The sequence below is a fragment of the Aeromicrobium halocynthiae genome (assembly GCF_039531385.1).
Classification (GTDB): domain Bacteria; phylum Actinomycetota; class Actinomycetes; order Propionibacteriales; family Nocardioidaceae; genus Aeromicrobium; species Aeromicrobium halocynthiae.
Map to the genome: position 1 here is coordinate 86,308 of NZ_BAAAPY010000004.1, position 17,723 is coordinate 104,030.

19 protein-coding genes and 3 tRNA genes are annotated in these 17,723 nt (G+C 71.8%); 19 read left to right on the forward strand and 3 right to left on the reverse strand.

Annotated elements, in window-relative coordinates:
• Positions 1–227 precede the first annotated feature (227 nt).
• The 15 genes from ABD213_RS07435 (at position 228) to ABD213_RS07505 (ending at position 12,250) form a co-directional block, all read left to right on the forward strand.
• Entirely contained in the window at positions 228–1,331 is a 1,104-nt protein-coding gene (locus ABD213_RS07435; RefSeq protein WP_344326470.1) for a saccharopine dehydrogenase family protein, read from the forward strand.
• Positions 1,328–2,833 (forward strand): L-piperidine-6-carboxylate dehydrogenase, encoded by a 1,506-nt coding sequence (gene amaB / locus ABD213_RS07440; protein WP_344326472.1) that lies wholly within the window; start codon positions 1,328–1,330, stop codon positions 2,831–2,833. The genes ABD213_RS07435 and amaB overlap by 4 nt, the downstream gene beginning before the upstream one ends.
• A 67-nt stretch (positions 2,834–2,900) precedes the next feature.
• A complete protein-coding gene (locus ABD213_RS07445; protein WP_344326474.1) occupies positions 2,901–4,175 on the forward strand; it encodes a 2-oxoadipate dioxygenase/decarboxylase family protein in 1,275 nt (424 codons plus the stop codon).
• Between the two features lie 77 nt (positions 4,176–4,252).
• Positions 4,253–4,981, forward strand: a complete 729-nt coding sequence (recO, locus tag ABD213_RS07450; RefSeq protein ID WP_344326477.1) for a DNA repair protein RecO — start codon at positions 4,253–4,255, stop codon at positions 4,979–4,981.
• The gene (locus ABD213_RS07455) at positions 4,981–5,772 is read left to right on the forward strand and encodes an isoprenyl transferase (protein WP_344326479.1); all 792 of its coding nucleotides are present in this window, start codon (positions 4,981–4,983) and stop codon (positions 5,770–5,772) included. Before recO ends, ABD213_RS07455 begins: the two co-directional genes overlap by 1 nt.
• Positions 5,769–6,212: a hypothetical protein gene (locus tag ABD213_RS07460; protein WP_344326481.1), complete on the forward strand. Its 444-nt coding sequence runs from the start codon at positions 5,769–5,771 to the stop codon at positions 6,210–6,212. Before ABD213_RS07455 ends, ABD213_RS07460 begins: the two co-directional genes overlap by 4 nt.
• Before the next feature lie 21 nt (positions 6,213–6,233).
• Entirely contained in the window at positions 6,234–6,932 is a 699-nt protein-coding gene (locus ABD213_RS07465) for a peptidylprolyl isomerase (protein ID WP_344326483.1), read from the forward strand.
• Positions 6,933–6,961: 29 nt separating this feature from the next.
• Positions 6,962–7,756: a fumarylacetoacetate hydrolase family protein gene (locus ABD213_RS07470; protein ID WP_344326485.1), complete on the forward strand. Its 795-nt coding sequence runs from the start codon at positions 6,962–6,964 to the stop codon at positions 7,754–7,756.
• A complete protein-coding gene (gene gltX, locus ABD213_RS07475; protein ID WP_344326487.1) occupies positions 7,749–9,305 on the forward strand; it encodes a glutamate--tRNA ligase in 1,557 nt (518 codons plus the stop codon). The genes ABD213_RS07470 and gltX overlap by 8 nt, the downstream gene beginning before the upstream one ends.
• Before the next feature lie 94 nt (positions 9,306–9,399).
• Positions 9,400–9,474, forward strand: a tRNA-Gln gene (locus tag ABD213_RS07480).
• A 1-nt stretch (position 9,475) separates the two neighbouring features.
• Positions 9,476–9,548 (forward strand) — tRNA-Glu (locus ABD213_RS07485).
• A 45-nt stretch (positions 9,549–9,593) separates the two neighbouring features.
• Positions 9,594–9,666, forward strand: a tRNA-Glu gene (locus ABD213_RS07490).
• 454 nt (positions 9,667–10,120) lie between these two features.
• On the forward strand, positions 10,121–10,897 hold the full coding sequence (locus tag ABD213_RS07495) for an NYN domain-containing protein (protein ID WP_344326490.1): 777 nt from the start codon (positions 10,121–10,123) through the stop codon (positions 10,895–10,897).
• 1 nt (position 10,898) lies between these two features.
• On the forward strand, positions 10,899–11,789 hold the full coding sequence (locus ABD213_RS07500) for a DNA-3-methyladenine glycosylase family protein (protein WP_344326492.1): 891 nt from the start codon (positions 10,899–10,901) through the stop codon (positions 11,787–11,789).
• A complete protein-coding gene (locus ABD213_RS07505) occupies positions 11,786–12,250 on the forward strand; it encodes a methylated-DNA--[protein]-cysteine S-methyltransferase (RefSeq protein WP_344326494.1) in 465 nt (154 codons plus the stop codon). The genes ABD213_RS07500 and ABD213_RS07505 overlap by 4 nt, the downstream gene beginning before the upstream one ends.
• A 21-nt stretch (positions 12,251–12,271) precedes the next feature.
• Here the strand turns inward: ABD213_RS07505 and ABD213_RS07510 are convergent, their stop codons facing one another.
• Both ABD213_RS07510 and ABD213_RS07515 read right to left on the reverse strand, forming a co-directional pair.
• Positions 12,272–12,868, reverse strand: coding sequence for a class F sortase (locus tag ABD213_RS07510; protein WP_344326496.1), 597 nt, complete (start codon positions 12,866–12,868; stop codon positions 12,272–12,274).
• Entirely contained in the window at positions 12,861–13,670 is an 810-nt protein-coding gene (locus tag ABD213_RS07515; RefSeq protein WP_344326498.1) for a CHRD domain-containing protein, read from the reverse strand. The genes ABD213_RS07510 and ABD213_RS07515 overlap by 8 nt, the downstream gene beginning before the upstream one ends.
• A gap of 289 nt (positions 13,671–13,959) precedes the next feature.
• Between ABD213_RS07515 and ABD213_RS07520 the strand changes: the two genes are divergently transcribed.
• Genes ABD213_RS07520 through ABD213_RS07530 form a run of 3 tightly spaced genes read left to right on the forward strand, consistent with a single transcriptional unit; the run spans position 13,960 to position 15,474 of the window.
• Complete coding sequence (locus ABD213_RS07520) at positions 13,960–14,466, forward strand: RNA polymerase sigma factor (RefSeq protein WP_344326500.1); 507 nt, start codon at positions 13,960–13,962, stop codon at positions 14,464–14,466.
• Positions 14,463–15,146, forward strand: coding sequence for a hypothetical protein (locus ABD213_RS07525; protein WP_344326503.1), 684 nt, complete (start codon positions 14,463–14,465; stop codon positions 15,144–15,146). Before ABD213_RS07520 ends, ABD213_RS07525 begins: the two co-directional genes overlap by 4 nt.
• Before the next feature lie 43 nt (positions 15,147–15,189).
• Positions 15,190–15,474 (forward strand): hypothetical protein, encoded by a 285-nt coding sequence (locus ABD213_RS07530; protein ID WP_344326505.1) that lies wholly within the window; start codon positions 15,190–15,192, stop codon positions 15,472–15,474.
• Positions 15,475–15,486: 12 nt separating this feature from the next.
• On the opposite strand, the gene ABD213_RS07535 is transcribed toward ABD213_RS07530, so the two are convergent.
• Positions 15,487–16,203 (reverse strand): IclR family transcriptional regulator, encoded by a 717-nt coding sequence (locus tag ABD213_RS07535; RefSeq protein ID WP_344326507.1) that lies wholly within the window; start codon positions 16,201–16,203, stop codon positions 15,487–15,489.
• Positions 16,204–16,295: 92 nt separating this feature from the next.
• Here ABD213_RS07535 and leuC point away from each other — a divergent pair, with 92 nt between their 5' ends.
• Positions 16,296–17,720, forward strand: a complete 1,425-nt coding sequence (leuC, locus tag ABD213_RS07540) for a 3-isopropylmalate dehydratase large subunit (RefSeq protein WP_344326509.1) — start codon at positions 16,296–16,298, stop codon at positions 17,718–17,720.
• Positions 17,721–17,723 lie beyond the last annotated feature (3 nt).

Genomic DNA, 17,723 nt, shown 5'->3' on the forward strand with positions numbered 1-17,723 from the left:
CCCGCGAGTGGCGCGAACTGGGTCTTTCGAGACGGCGTGTCGCCCCAGATTGCGCCACTCGCGGAAGACTTCGCGCCATTCGGTGGCGCGTGTGCGCCAGTCGGTGAGTGAACCGTCCGGACGGTACAGACAATGACCCCCTTCGCGGTCTAGCATCGACGTGACGCCCACCACCCCGGGCGTCGTGTCGCAGCGGCGTGACCCGTCGCCAGGCCCGAGGAGGACCCGTGTCCCGTTCGATCAACCGTGTGGCCGTCGTCGGCCTCGGCAAGGTGGGCGAGCTCGTCGCGAGCCTGCTCGACCGTGCCGACTTCGCCGTCGTCGGGTTCGACGCGGCCCCCCGCCCCGGGCTCGACGTCCCGTCGCAGGCGGTCGACGTGAGCGACGGCGTCGCGGTGCGCAAGGCGCTCACCGAGGTCGACGCGGTGGTCTCGTGCCTGCCGTACCACCTCAACATCGCCGTCGCGGAGGCCGCCTACGACGCCGGTGTGCACTACTTCGACCTCACCGAGGACGTCCCCACCACCAATCGGGTCATCGAGCTCAGCGCGGCGCGACCGGAGTCGGCGTTCGTGCCCCAGTGCGGACTGGCGCCGGGTCTCATCGGCATCGTGGGGGCGTCCCTGGCGGCCGGGTTCGAGACCATCCGCTCGATCGAGCTCAAGGTCGGTGCCCTCCCGCAGAACCCCACGGGCCTGCTCGGCTACGCCTTCAACTGGTCCGCCGAGGGCGTCGTCAACGAGTACCTCAACGACTGCGAGGTGCTGCGGTCCGGCCGACGCCAGATGGTGCCGGCGATGACCGAGAAGGAACGGGTCTTCATCGGCGGCATCGAGCTGGAGGCGGCCCTCACCTCCGGCGGCCTCGGCACGATGTGCCAGACCTACGAGGGCCGGGTCCACCGCCTGGACTACAAGACCCTGCGCTACCCGGGCCACTTCCGCCAGATGCACTTCCTGTTCGACGAGCTGAACCTGCGGGACCGCCGCGAGGAGGTCGGCCGCATCCTCGTGGACGCCAAGCCGCCGGTCAACGACGACGTCGTCTACCTCCACGCCGCCGTCGAGGGGGTCAAGGACGGCCAGCCGTTCCGAGAGAACCACGTCCGCGGCTACCTGCCGATCGACATCGACGGCCGCACGTGGCGCGCCATCAGCTGGACCACGGCAGCCTCGGCGGCGAGCGTCGTCGAGCTCGTGGCCGACGGGGTGCTGCCGCACACGGGCTTCGTCGCCCAGGAGGACATCCGCCTCGCCGACCTGTACTCGACGACGTCGGGCCGGCTCTTCGCCCAGGACCAGGTCACCCAGAACCAAGGAGTCACCGCATGAGCGACATCAGCACCCGAGCCAGGGAGATCCTCCAGCGTGTCGGAGCGGGCGACCCGTTCACCGGCGACGGAGCCCTGCACGCCCGGTCACCGATCGACGGGTCGACGATCGGACGTCTCACGCCCCACTCCGCCGGCGACGTCGAGGCAGCCGTCGGCGCCGCGCACGAGGCGTTCCTGCAGTGGCGAAGCGTCCCGGCGCCGGTTCGCGGGCAGATGGTCCGCGAGCTCGGCGAGCTGCTGCGCGAGCACAAGGACGACCTCGGGGCCCTGGTGAGCATCGAGGCCGGCAAGATCACCTCCGAGGGTCTCGGCGAGGTGCAGGAGATGATCGACATCTGCGACCTCGCCGTCGGTCTGTCCCGCCAGCTGCACGGCCTGACGATCGCCACCGAGCGTCCAGGGCACCGGATGATGGAGCAGTGGCACCCGCTCGGGGTCGTCGCGGTGATCAGCGCGTTCAACTTCCCGGTCGCGGTGTGGTCCTGGAACGCGGCACTGGCGCTCGTGTGCGGCGACGCCGTCGTCTGGAAGCCGTCGGAGAAGACGCCACTGACCGCCATCGCGTGTCACGCGATCGCACGCGAGGCGGCTCGACGCGCTGGTGCTCCCGAGGGTGTCGTGCAGCTGGTGCTGGGAGAGCGGGAGGTCGGCGAGGCGCTCGTCGACGACGCCCGCGTGCCGCTGGTCTCGGCAACCGGCTCCACGCGCATGGGCAAGGAGGTCGCCCCACGGGTGGCGGCACGCCTGGGCCGGAGCCTGCTCGAGCTCGGTGGCAACAACGCCGCGATCGTGGCTCCGAGCGCCGATCTCGACCTCACCGTGCGGGGCATCGTGTTCTCGGCAGTCGGCACGGCCGGGCAGCGGTGCACGTCCCTGCGTCGCGTGATCGTGCACGAGAGCCTCGCCGACGACCTGGTGCAGCGCCTCACCGCGGCCTACGAGACCTTGCCGATCGGGTCGCCGTTGGAGGCGTCCACGCTCGTCGGCCCCCTCGTCGACGAGGCGGCGGCCGACGCGTTCGTCGCCGCCGTCGAGCAGGCTCGCGCCGACGGTGGCACGGTCGTGACCGGCGGCGAGCGGGTCGACGCGGTCGAGGGTGGGACGTACGTGCGTCCTGCGATCGTCGAGATGCCCGAGCAGACCGAGGTGGTGCGGACGGAGACCTTCGCGCCCCTGCTGTACGTGCTGCGCTACGACACGCTCGAGGAGGCGATCGCGCTGCACAACGGTGTCGCGCAGGGCCTGTCGTCCTCGATCTTCACCCTCGACGTCCGCGAGGCGGAGACCTTCCTCTCGGCGGTGGGCTCGGACTGCGGCATCGCGAACGTCAACATCGGCCCCTCGGGCGCGGAGATCGGGGGAGCGTTCGGTGGCGAGAAGGAGACCGGTGGGGGCCGGGAGTCCGGCTCCGACGCCTGGCGCGCCTACATGCGCCGCGCCACCAACACCGTGAACTACTCCACCGAGCTGCCCCTCGCCCAGGGCGTCGAGTTCCTGTGACGCCCCTGATCGGTGCCTGCGCAACCGAGTGCCCGGCGGACCCTCGGATCGGTGGCGGAGCAACCGCATGAGTGCTGACAAGGGTGCTCAGGCACCGATCGGGGCCCCCGTCACCGATCCCGTCACCCCGACCGCCCTCCGCACCCGACTGGCCGCGGCGCTCTCGAGGCTCTACGGGACGGAGGTCCCGGCCTACACGACGCTCGTGCGCACGTGCGAGGAGATCAACGCCGAGGTCCTGGAGAGGTCGGGCGAGCAGGCGGAGCGGCTCGGCAGCATCGAGCGCGTCACGGCCGAGCGCCACGGCGCCGTCCGTGTCGGCACGCCAGCAGAGATGGGTCAGGTGGCGCGTGTCTTCGGGGCCTGCGGCATGCACCCGGTCGGCTTCTACGACCTGCGTGAGGCCACTCCGGCCATCCCGGTCGTCTCCACCGCGTTCCGCCCGATCGACGCCGCCGAGCTGGCCGCCAACCCGTTCCGCGTCTTCACGTCGGTGCTCGTGGTCGACGACCGTCGCTTCTTCGACGAGCGCACGCAGGCACGCCTGCGGGAGTTCCTCGACGGGCGGTCGCTGTTCCCTGCCGAGCTGCTCGACCTCGCCGACCGGATGGAGACCCGCGGTTCGCTCCCCGCCGCCGAGGCCGACCGCTTCCTCGAGCTGGCCACGGCGTCCCTCGCGCTCTCCGACGAGCCCGTCGACCGTCAGTGGTACGAGCACCTGGAGTCGATCTCGAGCGTCGCGGCCGACATCGGAGGCGTCGGCTCCACCCACATCAACCACCTCACCCCGCGCGTCCTCGACATCGACGAGCTGTACCGCCGCATGCAGGACCAGGGCATCACGATGATCGACCGGATCCAGGGCCCGCCGCCCGCCCCCGTCGACGTCCTGCTGCGTCAGACTTCCTTCCGGGCGCTCGACGAGCCACGACGCTTCGCCGAGCCCGACGGCAGCGTCACGACCGGTCACCTGCGCGTGAGGTTCGGTGAGGTGGAGGCACGCGGGGTCGCGCTGACGCCTCGGGGCCGCGCGCTCTACGACGAGCGCGGGGTCGCCGCTCTGCCCACCACCGAGGCCGAGCTCGACGCACAGGACCTCGCGTACTACTCGCGCGACGACGACGGAGCGCTCCGCCCGATCGTCTACGAGGACTTCCTGCCCAAGTCCGCGGCCGGCATCTTCGCCTCCAACCTGACGAGCGACGGAGCCACGGATTCCTCCGCCCGCGCCAGCGTCCGCGACGCGCACTGGCTGCAGGACGCCCTCGAGCGACCGCTGCACGACCCCTACGCGCTCTATGACGTCCAGCGCAGCGCCGGGACGCAGGACGCTCGTCCCTGAGTGGGCGGGGCGGCGTCCATCGACCTCCCCAGGGTGTCCACCGGTGTCCGGTCGGTGGGAGGCGGCACAATGGACCGGTGAGCCTCTACCGGGAGCAGGGTGTCGTGCTGCGCACGCACAAGCTCGGCGAGGCCGATCGCATCATCACCGTCCTCACGCGCGGCCGCGGTCTCGTACGGGCCGTCGGTCGCGGGGTGCGCAAGACGTCGTCGAAGTTCGGCGGACGGCTCGAGCCGTTCATGCACGTCGACCTCCAGCTCGCCGAGGGCCGCACGCTCGACGTGATCACCCAGGTCGTCACCCTCTCGCCGTTCGCTCGCGACCTCGGTGCCGACTACCCCCGCTACACCGCCGGTACCGCGATGCTCGAGACCGCCGAACGTCTCGTCCACGACGACGGCGAGCCGGCGGTGCAGCAGTACCAGCTGCTCGTGGGCGCGCTGCGCGCCCTGACCGGAGGCGAGCTGTCGCCGGCGTGGGTGCTGGACTCCTACCAGCTGCGCGCCCTCGCCGTCGCCGGCTACGCGCCGAGCTTCGACGGCTGCGCCCGCTGCGGCCTGGAGGGACCGCACCGGCACTTCCACGCTCCCTCGGGCGGCATGCTCTGCGACACGTGCCGCATGCCCGGTTCGGCCGCTCCCGCCGCGGGGACGGTCACCCTGCTCGCAGCGCTGCTCGGCGGCGACTGGCCGGTCGTCACCGGCGCCGACGACCGCTCCCGGCGCGAGGCCACCGGTCTCGTCGCCACCTACCTGTCCTGGCACCTCGAGCGCGGACTGCGCTCCCTGAGTCACGTGGATCGCTGATGCCCCGCCGCCCCCCACCACCCCTGCGACCCCGCGAGCCGCGGGTCCCCGAACCGCATCCCTCCGGCACCCGCCCGCCGGTGCTCGAGCCCGAGCAGGTCCCGCGGCACGTCGCCGTCGTCATGGACGGCAACGGTCGTTGGGCCAAGGCGCGGGGGCTGCCCCGCACCGAGGGTCACAAGATGGGCGAGTTCGCGCTGCTCGACGTCGTCAAGGGGGCCATCGAGCTGGGCATCGAGGCCGTCAGCGTCTACGCGTTCTCCACCGAGAACTGGAAGCGATCGCCCGACGAGGTGCGCTTCCTGATGGGCTTCAACCGCGACGTCGTCCACCGTCGTCGCGACGAGATGCACGACCTCGGCGTCCGCGTCCGCTGGGCCGGTCGTCCCCGGCGGTTGTGGCGCAGCGTGATCGACGAGCTCGAGTACGCGGAGCGACTCACGAAGGGCAACGACGTCCTGAGCCTCACGATGTGTGTCAACTACGGCGGCCGGGCCGAGATCGCCGACGCCGCCAAGGCCCTCGCTCGCGACGTCAAGGCAGGGCGCGTCGATCCCGAGCGCATCACCGAGCGCACCTTCGCGCGCTACCTCGACGAGCCCGACCTGCCCGACGTCGACATGTTCTGGCGCACCTCCGGCGAGCACCGCACGAGCAACTTCCTGCCCTGGCAGTCCGCCTACGCCGAGCTGGTCTTCACCGACGTGGCCTGGCCCGACGTCGACAGGCTGGCCCTGTGGGCTGCCGTCGAGGAATACGCCACCCGCCAGCGACGGTTCGGGTCCGCATGAGCCGCACCCGCCGCCCGGGCGACGCTCCTCGTCGCCTCCTCACCGACTGGACCACCTCCGCCGGCGTGGCCGGCGACGGCCTGCTCGCGCTCGTCGCGGGCGAGGGCGTCACGCCCGAGGGCATTCACCTGGCCACCCTCGGCTACGAGGTGTTCGTCCTCGCCGCCGGTGACGATCTCTCCCGCGTGCACCACGTGGACGTCCCGGCCTCGGAGCTGCCTGCCCCGTGGCACGAGCGGTTCGCGCTCGTCGTGACCTTCGACCCCGAGCCGGCTGCGGCCCTGGCTGCAGCGCTCGCCGACGGTGGCCTCATGGTCGTCATCGGGGTCGAGGGCCACGACGTCGCGCTGCCCGGCCTGGCCGAGGTGACCCGCGAGGTCGGCCCCGACCCCAACGACCCGGCCGTCACGCGGTACCGCCTCGTCATGGCTCGTGTGTGAGTCCCGCCTAGGATCGGCCGCATGGCTTCCACCCCACTGCGCCTGATCGCCCCCGCCGTCGTCTGCCTCTCCCTGCTCGCCGCCTGCGGCGACGACACGGCCGAGACCCCCGACGCCACCGAGGCGACGCCGCAGGACGGTGGCGCCGAGGTCGCCGCCACCGGTGACTGCGAGTGGGTGCCCTCACCGGCAGCAGCGGGACGCGAGGTCGATCCGCCGGCGCCCGACGCCGAGCCGGCCGACGCCCTCGTCATCGAGACCAACGCCGGTGACATCCCCATCGAGCTGAACACCGAGGCCCCGTGCGCCGCCACGTCGTTCACCTGGCTGGCCGAGCAGGGCTACTTCGACGAGACCGAGTGCCACCGCATGATCGTCGCCTCAGACGAGCTCCCCTACGGCATCCTGCAGTGCGGCGACCCGTCCGGCACCGGCACGACCGGACCGGGCTACACCTTCGCCGACGAGCTCACCGGCGACGAGCAGTACGCCGAGGGCACCATCGCGATGGCCAACTCCGGGCCGGACACCAACGGCTCGCAGTTCTTCCTCAACTACGCCGACTCCGAGTTCAGCCCCGACTACACGCTGTTCGGCACGATCGCGCCGGAGGGCGTGGCGGTGCTGGAGCAGGTCGCTGCCGGCGGCACCGATTCCGGCGGACCCGAGGGTGCCCCCGCGGAGCCGTTCGTCATCGAGGCGGTCCGTCCGGCCTCCTGACGCGCGGGCGGGCTCGATAGGCTCGCGGGGTGCGAGTTGCCAGGTTCACCGGAGAGGACGACCCCCGCTTCGGGGTCGTCGGGGAAGAGGACGGCGTCCCCACGATCGCCGTCCTGAAGGGCGACCCGCTGTACGCGGGCTACGAGCTGACGGGGCAGAAGGTGCCGCTCGACGACGTCCGGCTGCTCGCGCCGGTCATCCCGCGCAGCAAGGTCGTCGGGGTGGGCCGCAACTACGCCCGTCACGCCGCCGAGCTCGGCAACGACGTGCCCTCCGAGCCGCTGATCTTCCTCAAGCCCAACACGAGCGTCGTCGGCCCGGGCGAGCCGATCGTGCACCCCGTCCAGAGCGAGGACGTCCACTACGAGGGCGAGCTGGCCGTCGTCATCGGTCGGATCTGCAAGGACGTGCCGGTCGACGACGCCGAGAAGGTGATCTTCGGCTACACCGTCGCCAACGACGTCACCGCGCGCGACCTGCAGCGGCGCGACGACCAGTGGGCCCGCGCCAAGGGGTTCGACACGTTCTGCCCCATCGGGCCGTGGATCGAGACGAACCTCGACCCGGCCGACCTGCGCGTCACCACGAGGAAGGGCGGCGCCGGGACGGAGGAAGAGCTCGTCCAGGACGGCCGCACGTCCGACATGGTCTTCTCCGTGGCCGAGATCATCGCCCACGTCTCCAGCTTCATGACCCTGCTCCCCGGCGACCTCATCCTGACCGGCACGCCCGAGGGCGTCGGTCCGATGCGCCCGGGCGACCGGGTCAGCGTCACCGTGGAGGGCATCGGCACGCTCACGAACCAGGTGGTCGGCCATGACTGACACCCCCGCGCCCGGGCCCAGCGAGGCCATCACGGGCACCGTCCCGACCGTCGGTGACGACGTGCCCGTCGTGGCACGCTTCTGCCCGTCGCCCACCGGCAACCCGCACGTCGGCATGGCTCGCACGGCGCTGTTCAGCTGGGCGTTCGCCCGCCATCACGGCGGCCGGTTCGTCTTCCGCATCGAGGACACCGACGCGAGCCGCGACTCGCAGGAGTCCTACGACCTGCTGGTCGACGTCATGCGCTGGCTCGGGCTCGACTGGGACGAGGGCGTCGAGGTGGGCGGCCCCAATGGTCCGTACCGCCAGAGCGAGCGGTCCGACGTCTACGCCGACGTCGTCCAGCGCCTGCTCGACGCCGGCTACGCGTACAAGGCCTACGACACCGCCGAGGAGCTCGAGGAGCGCCGCGAGAAGGCCCGCGCCGAGGGTCGCCCGAGCGGCTACGACGGCCTGCACCGCGACCTCACCGACGAGCAGCGCGCCGCCTACGAGGCGGAGGGCCGCAAGCCGGTCATCCGCTTCCGGATGCCCGCGAAGGACTGGACCTTCGACGACCTCGTCCGCGGCCCCATCACGTTCGGCGCCGAGAACGTCCAGGACTTCGTCATCGTGCGGGCCAACGGCCAGCCGCTCTACACGCTCACGAACCCCACCGACGACGCCCTGATGGGCATCACCCACGTCCTGCGCGGGGAGGACATCCTCTCCTCGACGCCACGGCAGATCGCCCTGTACGAGGCGTTCGCGCAGGTCGGCGTCGGGCAGGGTCTCATCCCACGGTTCGGCCACCTGCCGTACGTGCTCGGCCAGGGCAACAAGAAGCTCTCCAAGCGCGACCCCGAGTCGAACCTGCTCGGCTACCGCGAGCAGGGCTTCCTGCCCGAGGGGCTGCTCAACTACCTGGCGCTGCTCGGGTGGTCGCTGCCGGCCGTCGACGGCCAGGAGCGCGACGTCTTCACGCTCGAGGAGATGGTCCGGGCCTTCGACGTGACGCGCGTCAACCCGAACCCGGCGCGCTTCGACCTGAAGAAGTGCGAGGCCATCAACGGCGACCACGTGCGCCTGCTCGACGCCACCGACGTGTGCGAGCGGCTGGTGCCCTACCTGCAGGCGGCGGGTCTCGTGGCCGACCCGGTGACGGCGCAGGAGCACGCGATGCTGAGCGCAGCCACGCCTCTCGTCCACGAGCGGGTGGGCGTGCTCGGCGAGGCGGTCGACATGCTGCGCTTCCTGTTCATCGACGAGGAGCACTTCACGATCGACGAGAAGGACCGCGCCAAGCAGCTCGACGAGGCAGGCCTCGACGTCGTGCGCGCGGCCGTCGGTGCCCTCGAGTCGATCGGGGAGACCACGGAGTGGTCGTGTCCGACGATCGAGGGGGCGCTGCGGGTGGCACTGGTCGACGAGCTCGGTCTCAAGCCACGCCTGGCGTTCGGGCCGGTGCGCGTCGCCGTGACCGGCAGCCGCATCTCCCCGCCGTTGTTCGAGTCGCTGGAGCTGCTCGGGCGCTCGCGGACGCTGGCTCGTCTGCGGGCCGTGCTCTGAGCGGTCGCCGCCGCGCGCAGGGGTGCCCCGGTTTGGGTCGGCGGTGGGACGTCCGGTAGTGTTTGATCTCGGTTCGGGCTCGTCCCGGAGCCTGTGGGGTATGGTGTAATTGGCAACACAGCGGTTTCTGGTACCGCCATTCTAGGTTCGAGTCCTGGTACCCCAGCCAAGCCCCGTTGGTCTAGCGGTTATGACGCCGCCCTCTCAAGGCGGAGATCGCCGGTTCGAATCCGGTACGGGGTACAGGGCTCCACCTCGGTGGAGCCCTCGGGTCTGTCCGGACCCGTCGGCCCCGTTGTGTAGCGGCCTAGCACGCCGCCCTCTCAAGGCGGTAGCGCGGGTTCGAATCCCGTCGGGGCTACGCTACGACGAACACCCCCTCCCGCACGGCGCAGAGCGTCGCGGCTAGTGAGGGGGTGTTCGTCGTTGCGTGGTGCTGCACGGGTGAGGAGACGTTCGCTGGCGCGGTGGGGGTACCCCCTGCTCGGAGCTTGCGGAGAGCTTGGGGGATCGAATCCCGTCGGGGCTACGAACAGCGACGCCCCCCACCTCAAGCAGACGAGAGTTTCTGCGGCAGCGGTGGGGGGCGTCGCTGTTCGTCGTTCCTGATGGGTGAGGAGACGTTCGCTGGCGCGGTGGGGGCGCCCCCTGCTCGGAGCGCAGCGGAGAGCTTGGGGGATCGAATCCCGTCGGGGCTACGCTACGACGAACACCCCCTCCCGCACGGCGCAGAGCGTCGCGGCCAGTGAGGGGGTGTTCGTCGTTCCTGATGGGTGAGGAGACGTTCGCCGGCGCGGCGACGCTAGGGTCGGGACATGGTCACCCCACGCATCGCCGTGCTCATCGACGCCGACAACGCCCCGGCGTCCAAGATCGGCGCGATCCTGTCGCAGGTGGCCAAGTCCGGGAACGCGCACGTGCGCCGTGCGTACGGCAACTGGAAGAGCCCGCACATGAAGGGCTGGGAGGCGAAGCTGCAGGAGTTCGCGATCGCGCCGATGCAGCAGTTCGCGTACACCAAGGGCAAGAACGCCTCCGACATCGCGATGGTCATCGATGCGATGGACCTCCTGCACGCGGGCGTGGCCGACGGGTTCGCGATCGTCTCCAGCGACGCCGACTTCACGCCCCTGGTGATGCGGCTTCGCCAGTCCGGTGCCGAGGTGCTCGGCTTCGGTGCCCAGAAGGCTCCCGACGCCTTCCAGAACGCGTGCTCGAGCTTCCACTTCCTGGAGGTGCTGCGCGAGGACGACGAGGACGAGGACACCGACGTCGACGACGCCGAGACGGACGCCGCCCCGGACGCTGCGGAGACCGGCGCCAAGCGTCCGCGCAAGCGGCTCGACGGCGCGGAGCTGCGCCGAGACAACCGGCTCGTGCGGATGCTGCGGACCGCCGTCGACGAGGCGGCCGACGACGACGGGTGGGCGCAGCTCTCGCGCGTCAGCGACCAGATCCGCAACCAGTCGTCGTTCGAGCCGAGCAACTACGGCTACGCCAAGCTCAGCGCCCTCGTCGAGGCGATCGACCTCTTCGAGGTCCAGCGCGAGCAGAAGCACGTCCTGCTGAAGCGCAAGAAGCGTCGTCGCTGACGTGACGGGCCCCCGGTCGCAGACCCGGCTGCCGGTGCCGCAGCCGTTCGCGGCGGGCGAGCTGCTGACGTTCCTCGCCGCGCACGTCGTCCCGGGGGTCGAGGACGTGGCCGGCACCGTCGTCACGTCGACGGTCGCCGCGCCGGGCGGACCCGCCGTCGTGCGGATGGACGTCGCCGACCGTCACGTCGACGTGCGCTGGGAGGCCACCGACGCCGTCGACGGGCTGTGGCTCCTCGCCCGCGTGGAGGAGCTGCTGGACCTGCACGTCGACCCCGTCGCGATCGACACCGCGCTGTCGACCGACCCGCTCCTCGCGCCACTCGTCGAGCAGCGCCCGGGTCTGCGCGTCCCGGGCACGCTCGACGTCGGGGCCACCGCCGTCCGCACGGTCGTGGGGCAGCAGATCTCCGTCACGGGAGCGGCGACCGTGCTCGGGCGCATGGCCGCCGAGCACGGGCAGCGGTGCGGCCTTCCCCTGGCCCGGCAGGCCGGGCTCGACCGGCTGTTCCCGAGCGCCGAGACCCTGGCAGAGGTCGACCCCGAGACCCTGCCCATGCCCCGCTCGCGCGGCCGCACCGTGGTCGGGCTCGCCGCCGCCCTCGCCGACGGACGGGTCCGGCTCGGACCGCGCGAGGACCGTGCCGACGTCCGGCGTGACCTCCTCGCGCTGCATGGAGTCGGTCCGTGGACGGCCGACTACGTGCTCATGCGGGGCACGGGCGACCCCGACGTCCTGCTGACGACGGATCTCGTCCTGCGTCGCGGGCTCGAGCGCCGCGGTCTCGCACCGGCGGCCACCGCACGGTGGAGTCCGTGGCGGTCCTACGCTGGGATGCATCTGTGGCTGGCCGACGTGCCGGCCCTCGCCCGCGGAGAGGACCATCGATGAGCAGCACCCGCTGGACGGACTCCCCGATCGGCGGCCTGCGCCTGCACGCGCACGCGGGCCTGCTGACCCGCGTCGAGTTCGGCGCGGAGCCGAGCGGCGACCGGGCCGAGGACGCGGTGCTGGACGCCGCCGAGCAGCAGCTGCAGGAGTACTTCGCCGGCGTGCGTCGCGAGTTCGACCTGCCCCTCGCCTCCGACGGCACCGAGTTCCAGCGCAAGGTCTGGTCCGAGGTGCGGCGCATCCCGTACGGCGAGACCGCCTCCTACGGCGACATCGCCCGACGCCTCGGGTACGAGCCGGGCATCTCCCGCGCCGTCGGGGCCGCCAACGGTGCGAACCCGCTCCCGGTCGTCGTGCCGTGCCATCGCGTGGTGGGCTCCGACGGCTCCCTGACCGGGTACGCCGGCGGCCCGGACCGCAAGCGCATCCTGCTGGAGCTCGAGCGGCCCGGGCTCTTCTGAACCCGGGCCGCCCGTCGGGGCTCAGACCAGTGAGGCGAAGACCACGCGGTTCTCGGTGTAGCGACCGACGGACCGGTCGTAGTCGCCGGTGCAGGTGATCAACCTGATCTGGGACGTCTCGGTCCTGCCGTAGACGTCCTCGGTCGGGAAGTCGGCGTTCTGCGGCACGTCGCGCACCTCGTCGATGCGGTACGTGTGCCTCTCGCCGTCCTCGGTCTCGACGGTGAACTCCTGCCCGGGCTGCAGCTCGAGAAGGCGGGCGAAGACCGCCGGTCCCGTCCTGGAGTCGACGTGACCGGCCATGACGACCGGGTACTCCTCGCCGGGCTTGCCGCCTCCGGTGAACCATCCCACGCGGTCGGGGTCCTCGGGCACCTCCAGCTCGCCGTTGGACTCGTCGATGCCGAGATCGATCAGCTCCTCGTCGATGCCGATGTCCTGGATGAGGAGGCGAGCCGGTTCGCTGCTCGACCGCGAGAAGGCGAAGTCGGGGACGTCGACCGACGGTTGGGCGCTCGGCGTCGTCGTGGGTGCAGGCGCGTCCGCGCCCTGCCCGCCGCACCCCACGAGGAGGGCGGCGAGCAGGGCGAGGGGCGCGATCCGAGAGGCCTCAGGCACTCTGGCGACGACGCAGCGCGACGGCACCGGCGCCGGCCGCGGCGACCGTGAAGGCCGCCATCAGGCCCAGCGGAAGACTCGTCGCCGAGCCCCCCTCGCCGGTGCGGACGCCGCCGACGGGGGTCTGACGCTCGTCGTCGGCGTCATCGTCCTCGTCGAGGGACGCGTTGGCCTGGTCCAGGAGCTCCTGGCTGAAGACCAGCTGGCCGCGCACGGCTCCGGCGACGGCGTCTGCGGTGTGGGTGTCGGCGGAGAAGCCGGCCGGGTTGGCCTCGATCTGGTCGAGGGTGAAGCCGTCGCCGGTGTCGGTGCCCTCAGGGGCGAGGCCCGTCGTGAACGGCCCCTCGGCACAACCGCTGCTGGTGCGCTCGACGGCCGGGTCGGTGCTGTCGGCCGGCTCCGGGTCGGGGAAGGCGATGCGCGGAGGTCCGGGCTCGCCGGCGTCGGCCTCGTGGATGTGGGTGGCGGTCTTCGCGGGGCTCTCGTAGATGTCCTCGAGACCGGTGACGCTGATGTCCCAGCAGATGATGTTCTCCGTCGAGCTCGTGAAGAACAGGAAGGTGCCCTCGGCGCCCTCCTTGCCCGGGACCGAGTCGCCGTCGTTGTTGATGATGGTGTCGGGAGTCGCGTTGACGATGTAGGCGCCGGTGAAGGACGACGGGGGGTCGACGTCGTTGGCCGGGTCGTTCGCCCCAGGGGCGGTGTCGGCCATCGCGGGCCCGGCGATCGAGCCGAGTGCGAGGGCTGAGGCGGCAGCCGCGATGGCCGTGGCGCTCCTGCGGGACGTGCGCGAGACGGTCATGAAGTTCCCTTCGGTCGACGGCGCACCGGTGGCGCCACTCGGAGGAGGTACGAGCCAGGACCGGGATGCGTTCATCGCCCGACCCGACTTTTCGTGACGACCGACGCGCGCAGGCCGCGGGGCCTCCCCGGTGAACGGTGCGGGTCCACCGGACGTACCCCCTGTCATGACCACGCTGCCGCTCGCCCCGGCCACGGTGTCGGTCGGCGGCGTGCCGATCGGTCTGCTGCGACCGGTCCGGGACGGTACCGTGAGCGCCAATCGCGCCGTGACGACGAGGAGCCGACGCTTGAGCGACGACGAGGTCGGCTTCGACGTCCGCCGGACGGTCAGGGCTCACGGTCCCGAGCTGTTCGGGTTCGCGTTGAACGCCTGCGGCGATCGTGCCCTCGCCGACGACTGCGTCCAGGAGACCTTCGTTCGGGCCTGGCAGTCGCGGCGGCGCTTCGACCCCGAGCGCGGCTCGATGCGCACCTGGTTGTTCGCCATCGCCCGCAACGTCGTCATCGACGAGCTGCGCGCCAGAGCTCGCAGGCCGGTCGCCGACGCCGAGTCCCGTCTCGAGCACCGGCAGGACCCCGTCGGCGACCACGACCGGATGGTGGCGCACGTGACCCTCGTGTGGGCGCTCGCCCAGCTCAGCGAGGCGCACCGGCGGGTGGTCGTGGCGGTACGCCTGGAGGGACTCGCCTACGAGGACCTGAGTCGTCGTGACGGTGTGCCGGTCGCGACGCTGCGCACGAGGATGTACCACGCCCTGCGGCGGTTGAGGGAGATACTGGGGGAGGAGGCATGAGCATGGGAGAGGACCAGGACCGCCTGGCCGAGCTGTTGGGGGCAGCGGCGGCGGGCGAGCTGACCGACGCCGAGACCGCCGAGCTCGACGCGTGGGCCGCCGCCGACCCGGCGGTGGCGCGTGAACGACGAGCCACGCTCGAGGCGGCGGCTCTCGTCGACTCCTCGTGGTGGCGTCGCGAGGACCCACCCGCCGACCTCGAGGACGTCGTGGTCGCGGCCACCGGCAGAGGTGCACGCTCACGGGCACGGCGCTCGCGCGTGCGTCTCGCCGTGGCTGCTGCGGCGCTGGTCGCTGCTGGATCCGCAGGCACCATCGCCGTCGACGCGCTCACGGGCGGGCCGCCCGAGGGGCCGCCGGGCACCCTCGGTGCCTACGAACCGGTGACGTTCGACGCGCCTGCGGACGAGGCGCGCGTCGGGGCGGAGGTGGTGGCCCACACCTGGGGGACCGAGGCGGTCCTCGAGGTAGAGGGGCTGGTGGAGGGAGCCTCCTACGAGGTGATCTTCCTCGACGACGAAGGTCGTCGACGCAGCGCCGGGGCCTTCCTCGGGTCGGCCGTGCCGATCGACTGCCGCGTGAACGCGGCCGTCCTGCGCGAGGACGTGCGCGAGCTCGTCATCACCACCGACGACGGCCAGGTGGTGCGCTCAGCCGAGCTGCCCGCCGTGACCGGCTGAGCGGCACCGGAGGCGTTCACCCGGACGTGTCATCATCGGCGCCATGGTCGAGATCCACGTGGCCGAGGACGACGGTGTCGAGGCAGGGAGTCGGGAGCGTCCCGAGGAGCGGGTCCGCGCGCTGACGAGGGACGTCGAGCGGCTCCGGGCGACGGTCGACCGGCTGGAGACCAAGCTCGAGAAGCAGCAGGCCAAGAGCGCGAAGTGGAAGAGCGCGGCGAAGTCCGAGCGCACCCGCGCCGCGAAGCTCGAGGCGGCCCTGCGTCGCGCGACGTCACCTCGGCCCAGCGAGGACGGCGACGTACCCGTCACGCCACCGGATGACTGAGGACGGCTCCCCTCACGCGCCGCGGCGCAGGCTCTGCGACAGGCGCTCGGCGGCCGCAGCCACCGCCGGGGCGTGCATGCGACCGGGCTGCCGGGTGAGGCGCTCCAGCGGACCGGACACCGAGACCGCGGCCACGACCTTCCCCGACGGTGCACGCACCGGCGCCGAGACCGAGCCGACGCCCGACTCGCGCTCGCCGATGCTCTGTGCCCACCCGCGGCGGCGCACGGCCGACAGCTCGGCGGCGGAGAACGTCGCCTTCAGCAGGCCCTTGTTCATGCGCTCGGGATCCTCCCAGGCGAGCAGCACCTGCGCGGCGGAACCGGCGCTCATCGTCAGCTGGCTGCCGACCGGGATGGAGTCGCGCAGCCCCGTGGGTCGGTCGGCAGCGGCGACGCACACGCGGTGGTCACCCTGGCGCCGGTACAGCTGGGCCGACTCGCCGGTGATGTCGCGCAGGCGGGCGAGGACCGGGCCGGCGGCAGCGAGGAGTCGGTCCTCACCGGCCGCGGCCGCGAGCTCGCCGAGGCGCGGCCCGAGCACGAACCGACCCTGCATGTCGCGCGCGACGAGGCGGTGGTGCTCGAGCGCGACGGCGAGGCGGTGCGCCGTCGGCCGGGCCAGGCCGGTGGCGCTGACCAGACCGGCGAGGGTGGCCGGGCCGGGCTCGAGGGCGGCCAGCACGAGGGCGGCCTTGTCGAGGACGCCGACTCCGCTAGAGTTGTCCATGCCTTGATACTGCCGTACCGCATAGTGAGACGCAAGTGGTACAGTCGAGTCGTCACGAGAGAGCGGTCACAGGACCGGCGAAGGAGAGCACCATGGGCAAGACGCTCGCGGAGAAGATCTGGGACGACCACGTCGTCCGCAGCGCGCAGGGGGAGCCGGACCTGCTCTACATCGACCTGCACCTCATCCACGAGGTCACGAGCCCTCAGGCCTTCGACGGGCTGCGCCTGTCCGGGCGGAGCGTCCGTCGCCCCGACCTCACCCTCGCGACCGAGGACCACAACATCCCGACGACGGACCTCGACAAGCCGATCGCCGACCCCGTCTCCCGCACGCAGGTCGAGACACTGCGGCGCAACGCCGAGGAGTTCGGCGTCCGGCTCTACCCGATGGGCGACCTCGACCAGGGCATCGTCCACGTCGTCGGCCCTCAGCTCGGCCTGACGCAGCCGGGCATGACGATCGTCTGCGGCGACTCCCACACCTCGACGCACGGGGCGTTCGGCTCGATCGCCTTCGGCATCGGCACGAGCGAGGTCGAGCACGTCCTCGCCACGCAGTCGCTCTCGCAGGCCAGGCCCAAGATGATGGCCGTCGAGGTCGACGGCACCTTGCCCGAGGGCTCCACCGCCAAGGACCTCATCCTCGCGCTCATCACGCAGGAGACCACCGGCGGCGGTCAGGGCTACATCGTGGAGTACCGCGGCGAGGCGATCCGCGCGCTCTCGATGGAGGAGCGCATGACCATCTGCAACATGAGCATCGAGTGGGGTGCGAAGGCCGGTCTCATCGCTCCCGACGAGACCACGTTCGAGTACATCCAGGGCCGCCCCCACGCGCCCCAGGGCGAGGCGTGGGACGAGGCAGTCGCGTACTGGCGCAGCCTCGTCACCGACGACGACGCCCACTTCGACAAGGTCGTGCGCATCGACGCCTCCGAGGTGACGCCGTTCGTCACGTGGGGCACCAACCCGGGCCAGGGCGCTCCGCTCTCGGCCTCGGTCCCGGACCCGGAGAGCTTCGAGGACCCGATCGAGCGCGAGGCCGCCGCCAACGCCCTCGCCTACATGGGCCTGGAGGCCGGCACCCCGCTGCGCGACATCACCGTCGACACCGTGTTCGTCGGCTCGTGCACCAACGGACGCATCTCCGACCTGCGTCGTGCCGCCGAGCTGATCGAGGGGCGCAAGGTCGCCGACGGCACCCGGATGCTCGTCGTGCCCGGCTCGGTCCGCGTACGCCTGCAGGCGCAGGAGGAGGGCCTGGACAAGGTCTTCACCGCCGCTGGCGCCGAGTGGCGCGGGGCCGGGTGCTCGATGTGCCTCGGCATGAACCCCGACCAGCTGACCCCCGGCGAGCGCAGTGCGTCGACGTCCAACCGCAACTTCGAGGGTCGCCAGGGCAAGGGCGGGCGCACGCACCTCGTCTCGCCCGACGTCGCCGTCGCCACCGCCGTGCTCGGACACCTGGCGAGCCCCGCCGACCTCGAGCCCGTCCACGAGATCGCAGGAGTCTGAGCC

Bases quoted from the DNA above. Each gene is read 5' to 3' on its own strand.
- amaB (WP_344326472.1), top strand. From the start codon at position 1,328: ATGAGCGACATCAGCACCCGAGCCAGGGAGATCCTCCAGCGTGTCGGA.
- ABD213_RS07445 (WP_344326474.1), top strand. From the start codon at position 2,901: ATGAGTGCTGACAAGGGTGCTCAGGCACCGATCGGGGCCCCCGTCACC.
- ABD213_RS07455 (WP_344326479.1), top strand. From the start codon at position 4,981: ATGCCCCGCCGCCCCCCACCACCCCTGCGACCCCGCGAGCCGCGGGTC.
- ABD213_RS07460 (WP_344326481.1), top strand. From the start codon at position 5,769: ATGAGCCGCACCCGCCGCCCGGGCGACGCTCCTCGTCGCCTCCTCACC.
- ABD213_RS07465 (WP_344326483.1), top strand. From the start codon at position 6,234: ATGGCTTCCACCCCACTGCGCCTGATCGCCCCCGCCGTCGTCTGCCTC.
- gltX (WP_344326487.1), top strand. From the start codon at position 7,749: ATGACTGACACCCCCGCGCCCGGGCCCAGCGAGGCCATCACGGGCACC.
- ABD213_RS07495 (WP_344326490.1), top strand. From the start codon at position 10,121: ATGGTCACCCCACGCATCGCCGTGCTCATCGACGCCGACAACGCCCCG.
- ABD213_RS07505 (WP_344326494.1), top strand. From the start codon at position 11,786: ATGAGCAGCACCCGCTGGACGGACTCCCCGATCGGCGGCCTGCGCCTG.
- ABD213_RS07515 (WP_344326498.1), bottom strand. From the start codon at position 13,670: ATGACCGTCTCGCGCACGTCCCGCAGGAGCGCCACGGCCATCGCGGCT.
- ABD213_RS07525 (WP_344326503.1), top strand. From the start codon at position 14,463: ATGAGCATGGGAGAGGACCAGGACCGCCTGGCCGAGCTGTTGGGGGCA.
- ABD213_RS07530 (WP_344326505.1), top strand. From the start codon at position 15,190: ATGGTCGAGATCCACGTGGCCGAGGACGACGGTGTCGAGGCAGGGAGT.
- ABD213_RS07535 (WP_344326507.1), bottom strand. From the start codon at position 16,203: ATGGACAACTCTAGCGGAGTCGGCGTCCTCGACAAGGCCGCCCTCGTG.
- leuC (WP_344326509.1), top strand. From the start codon at position 16,296: ATGGGCAAGACGCTCGCGGAGAAGATCTGGGACGACCACGTCGTCCGC.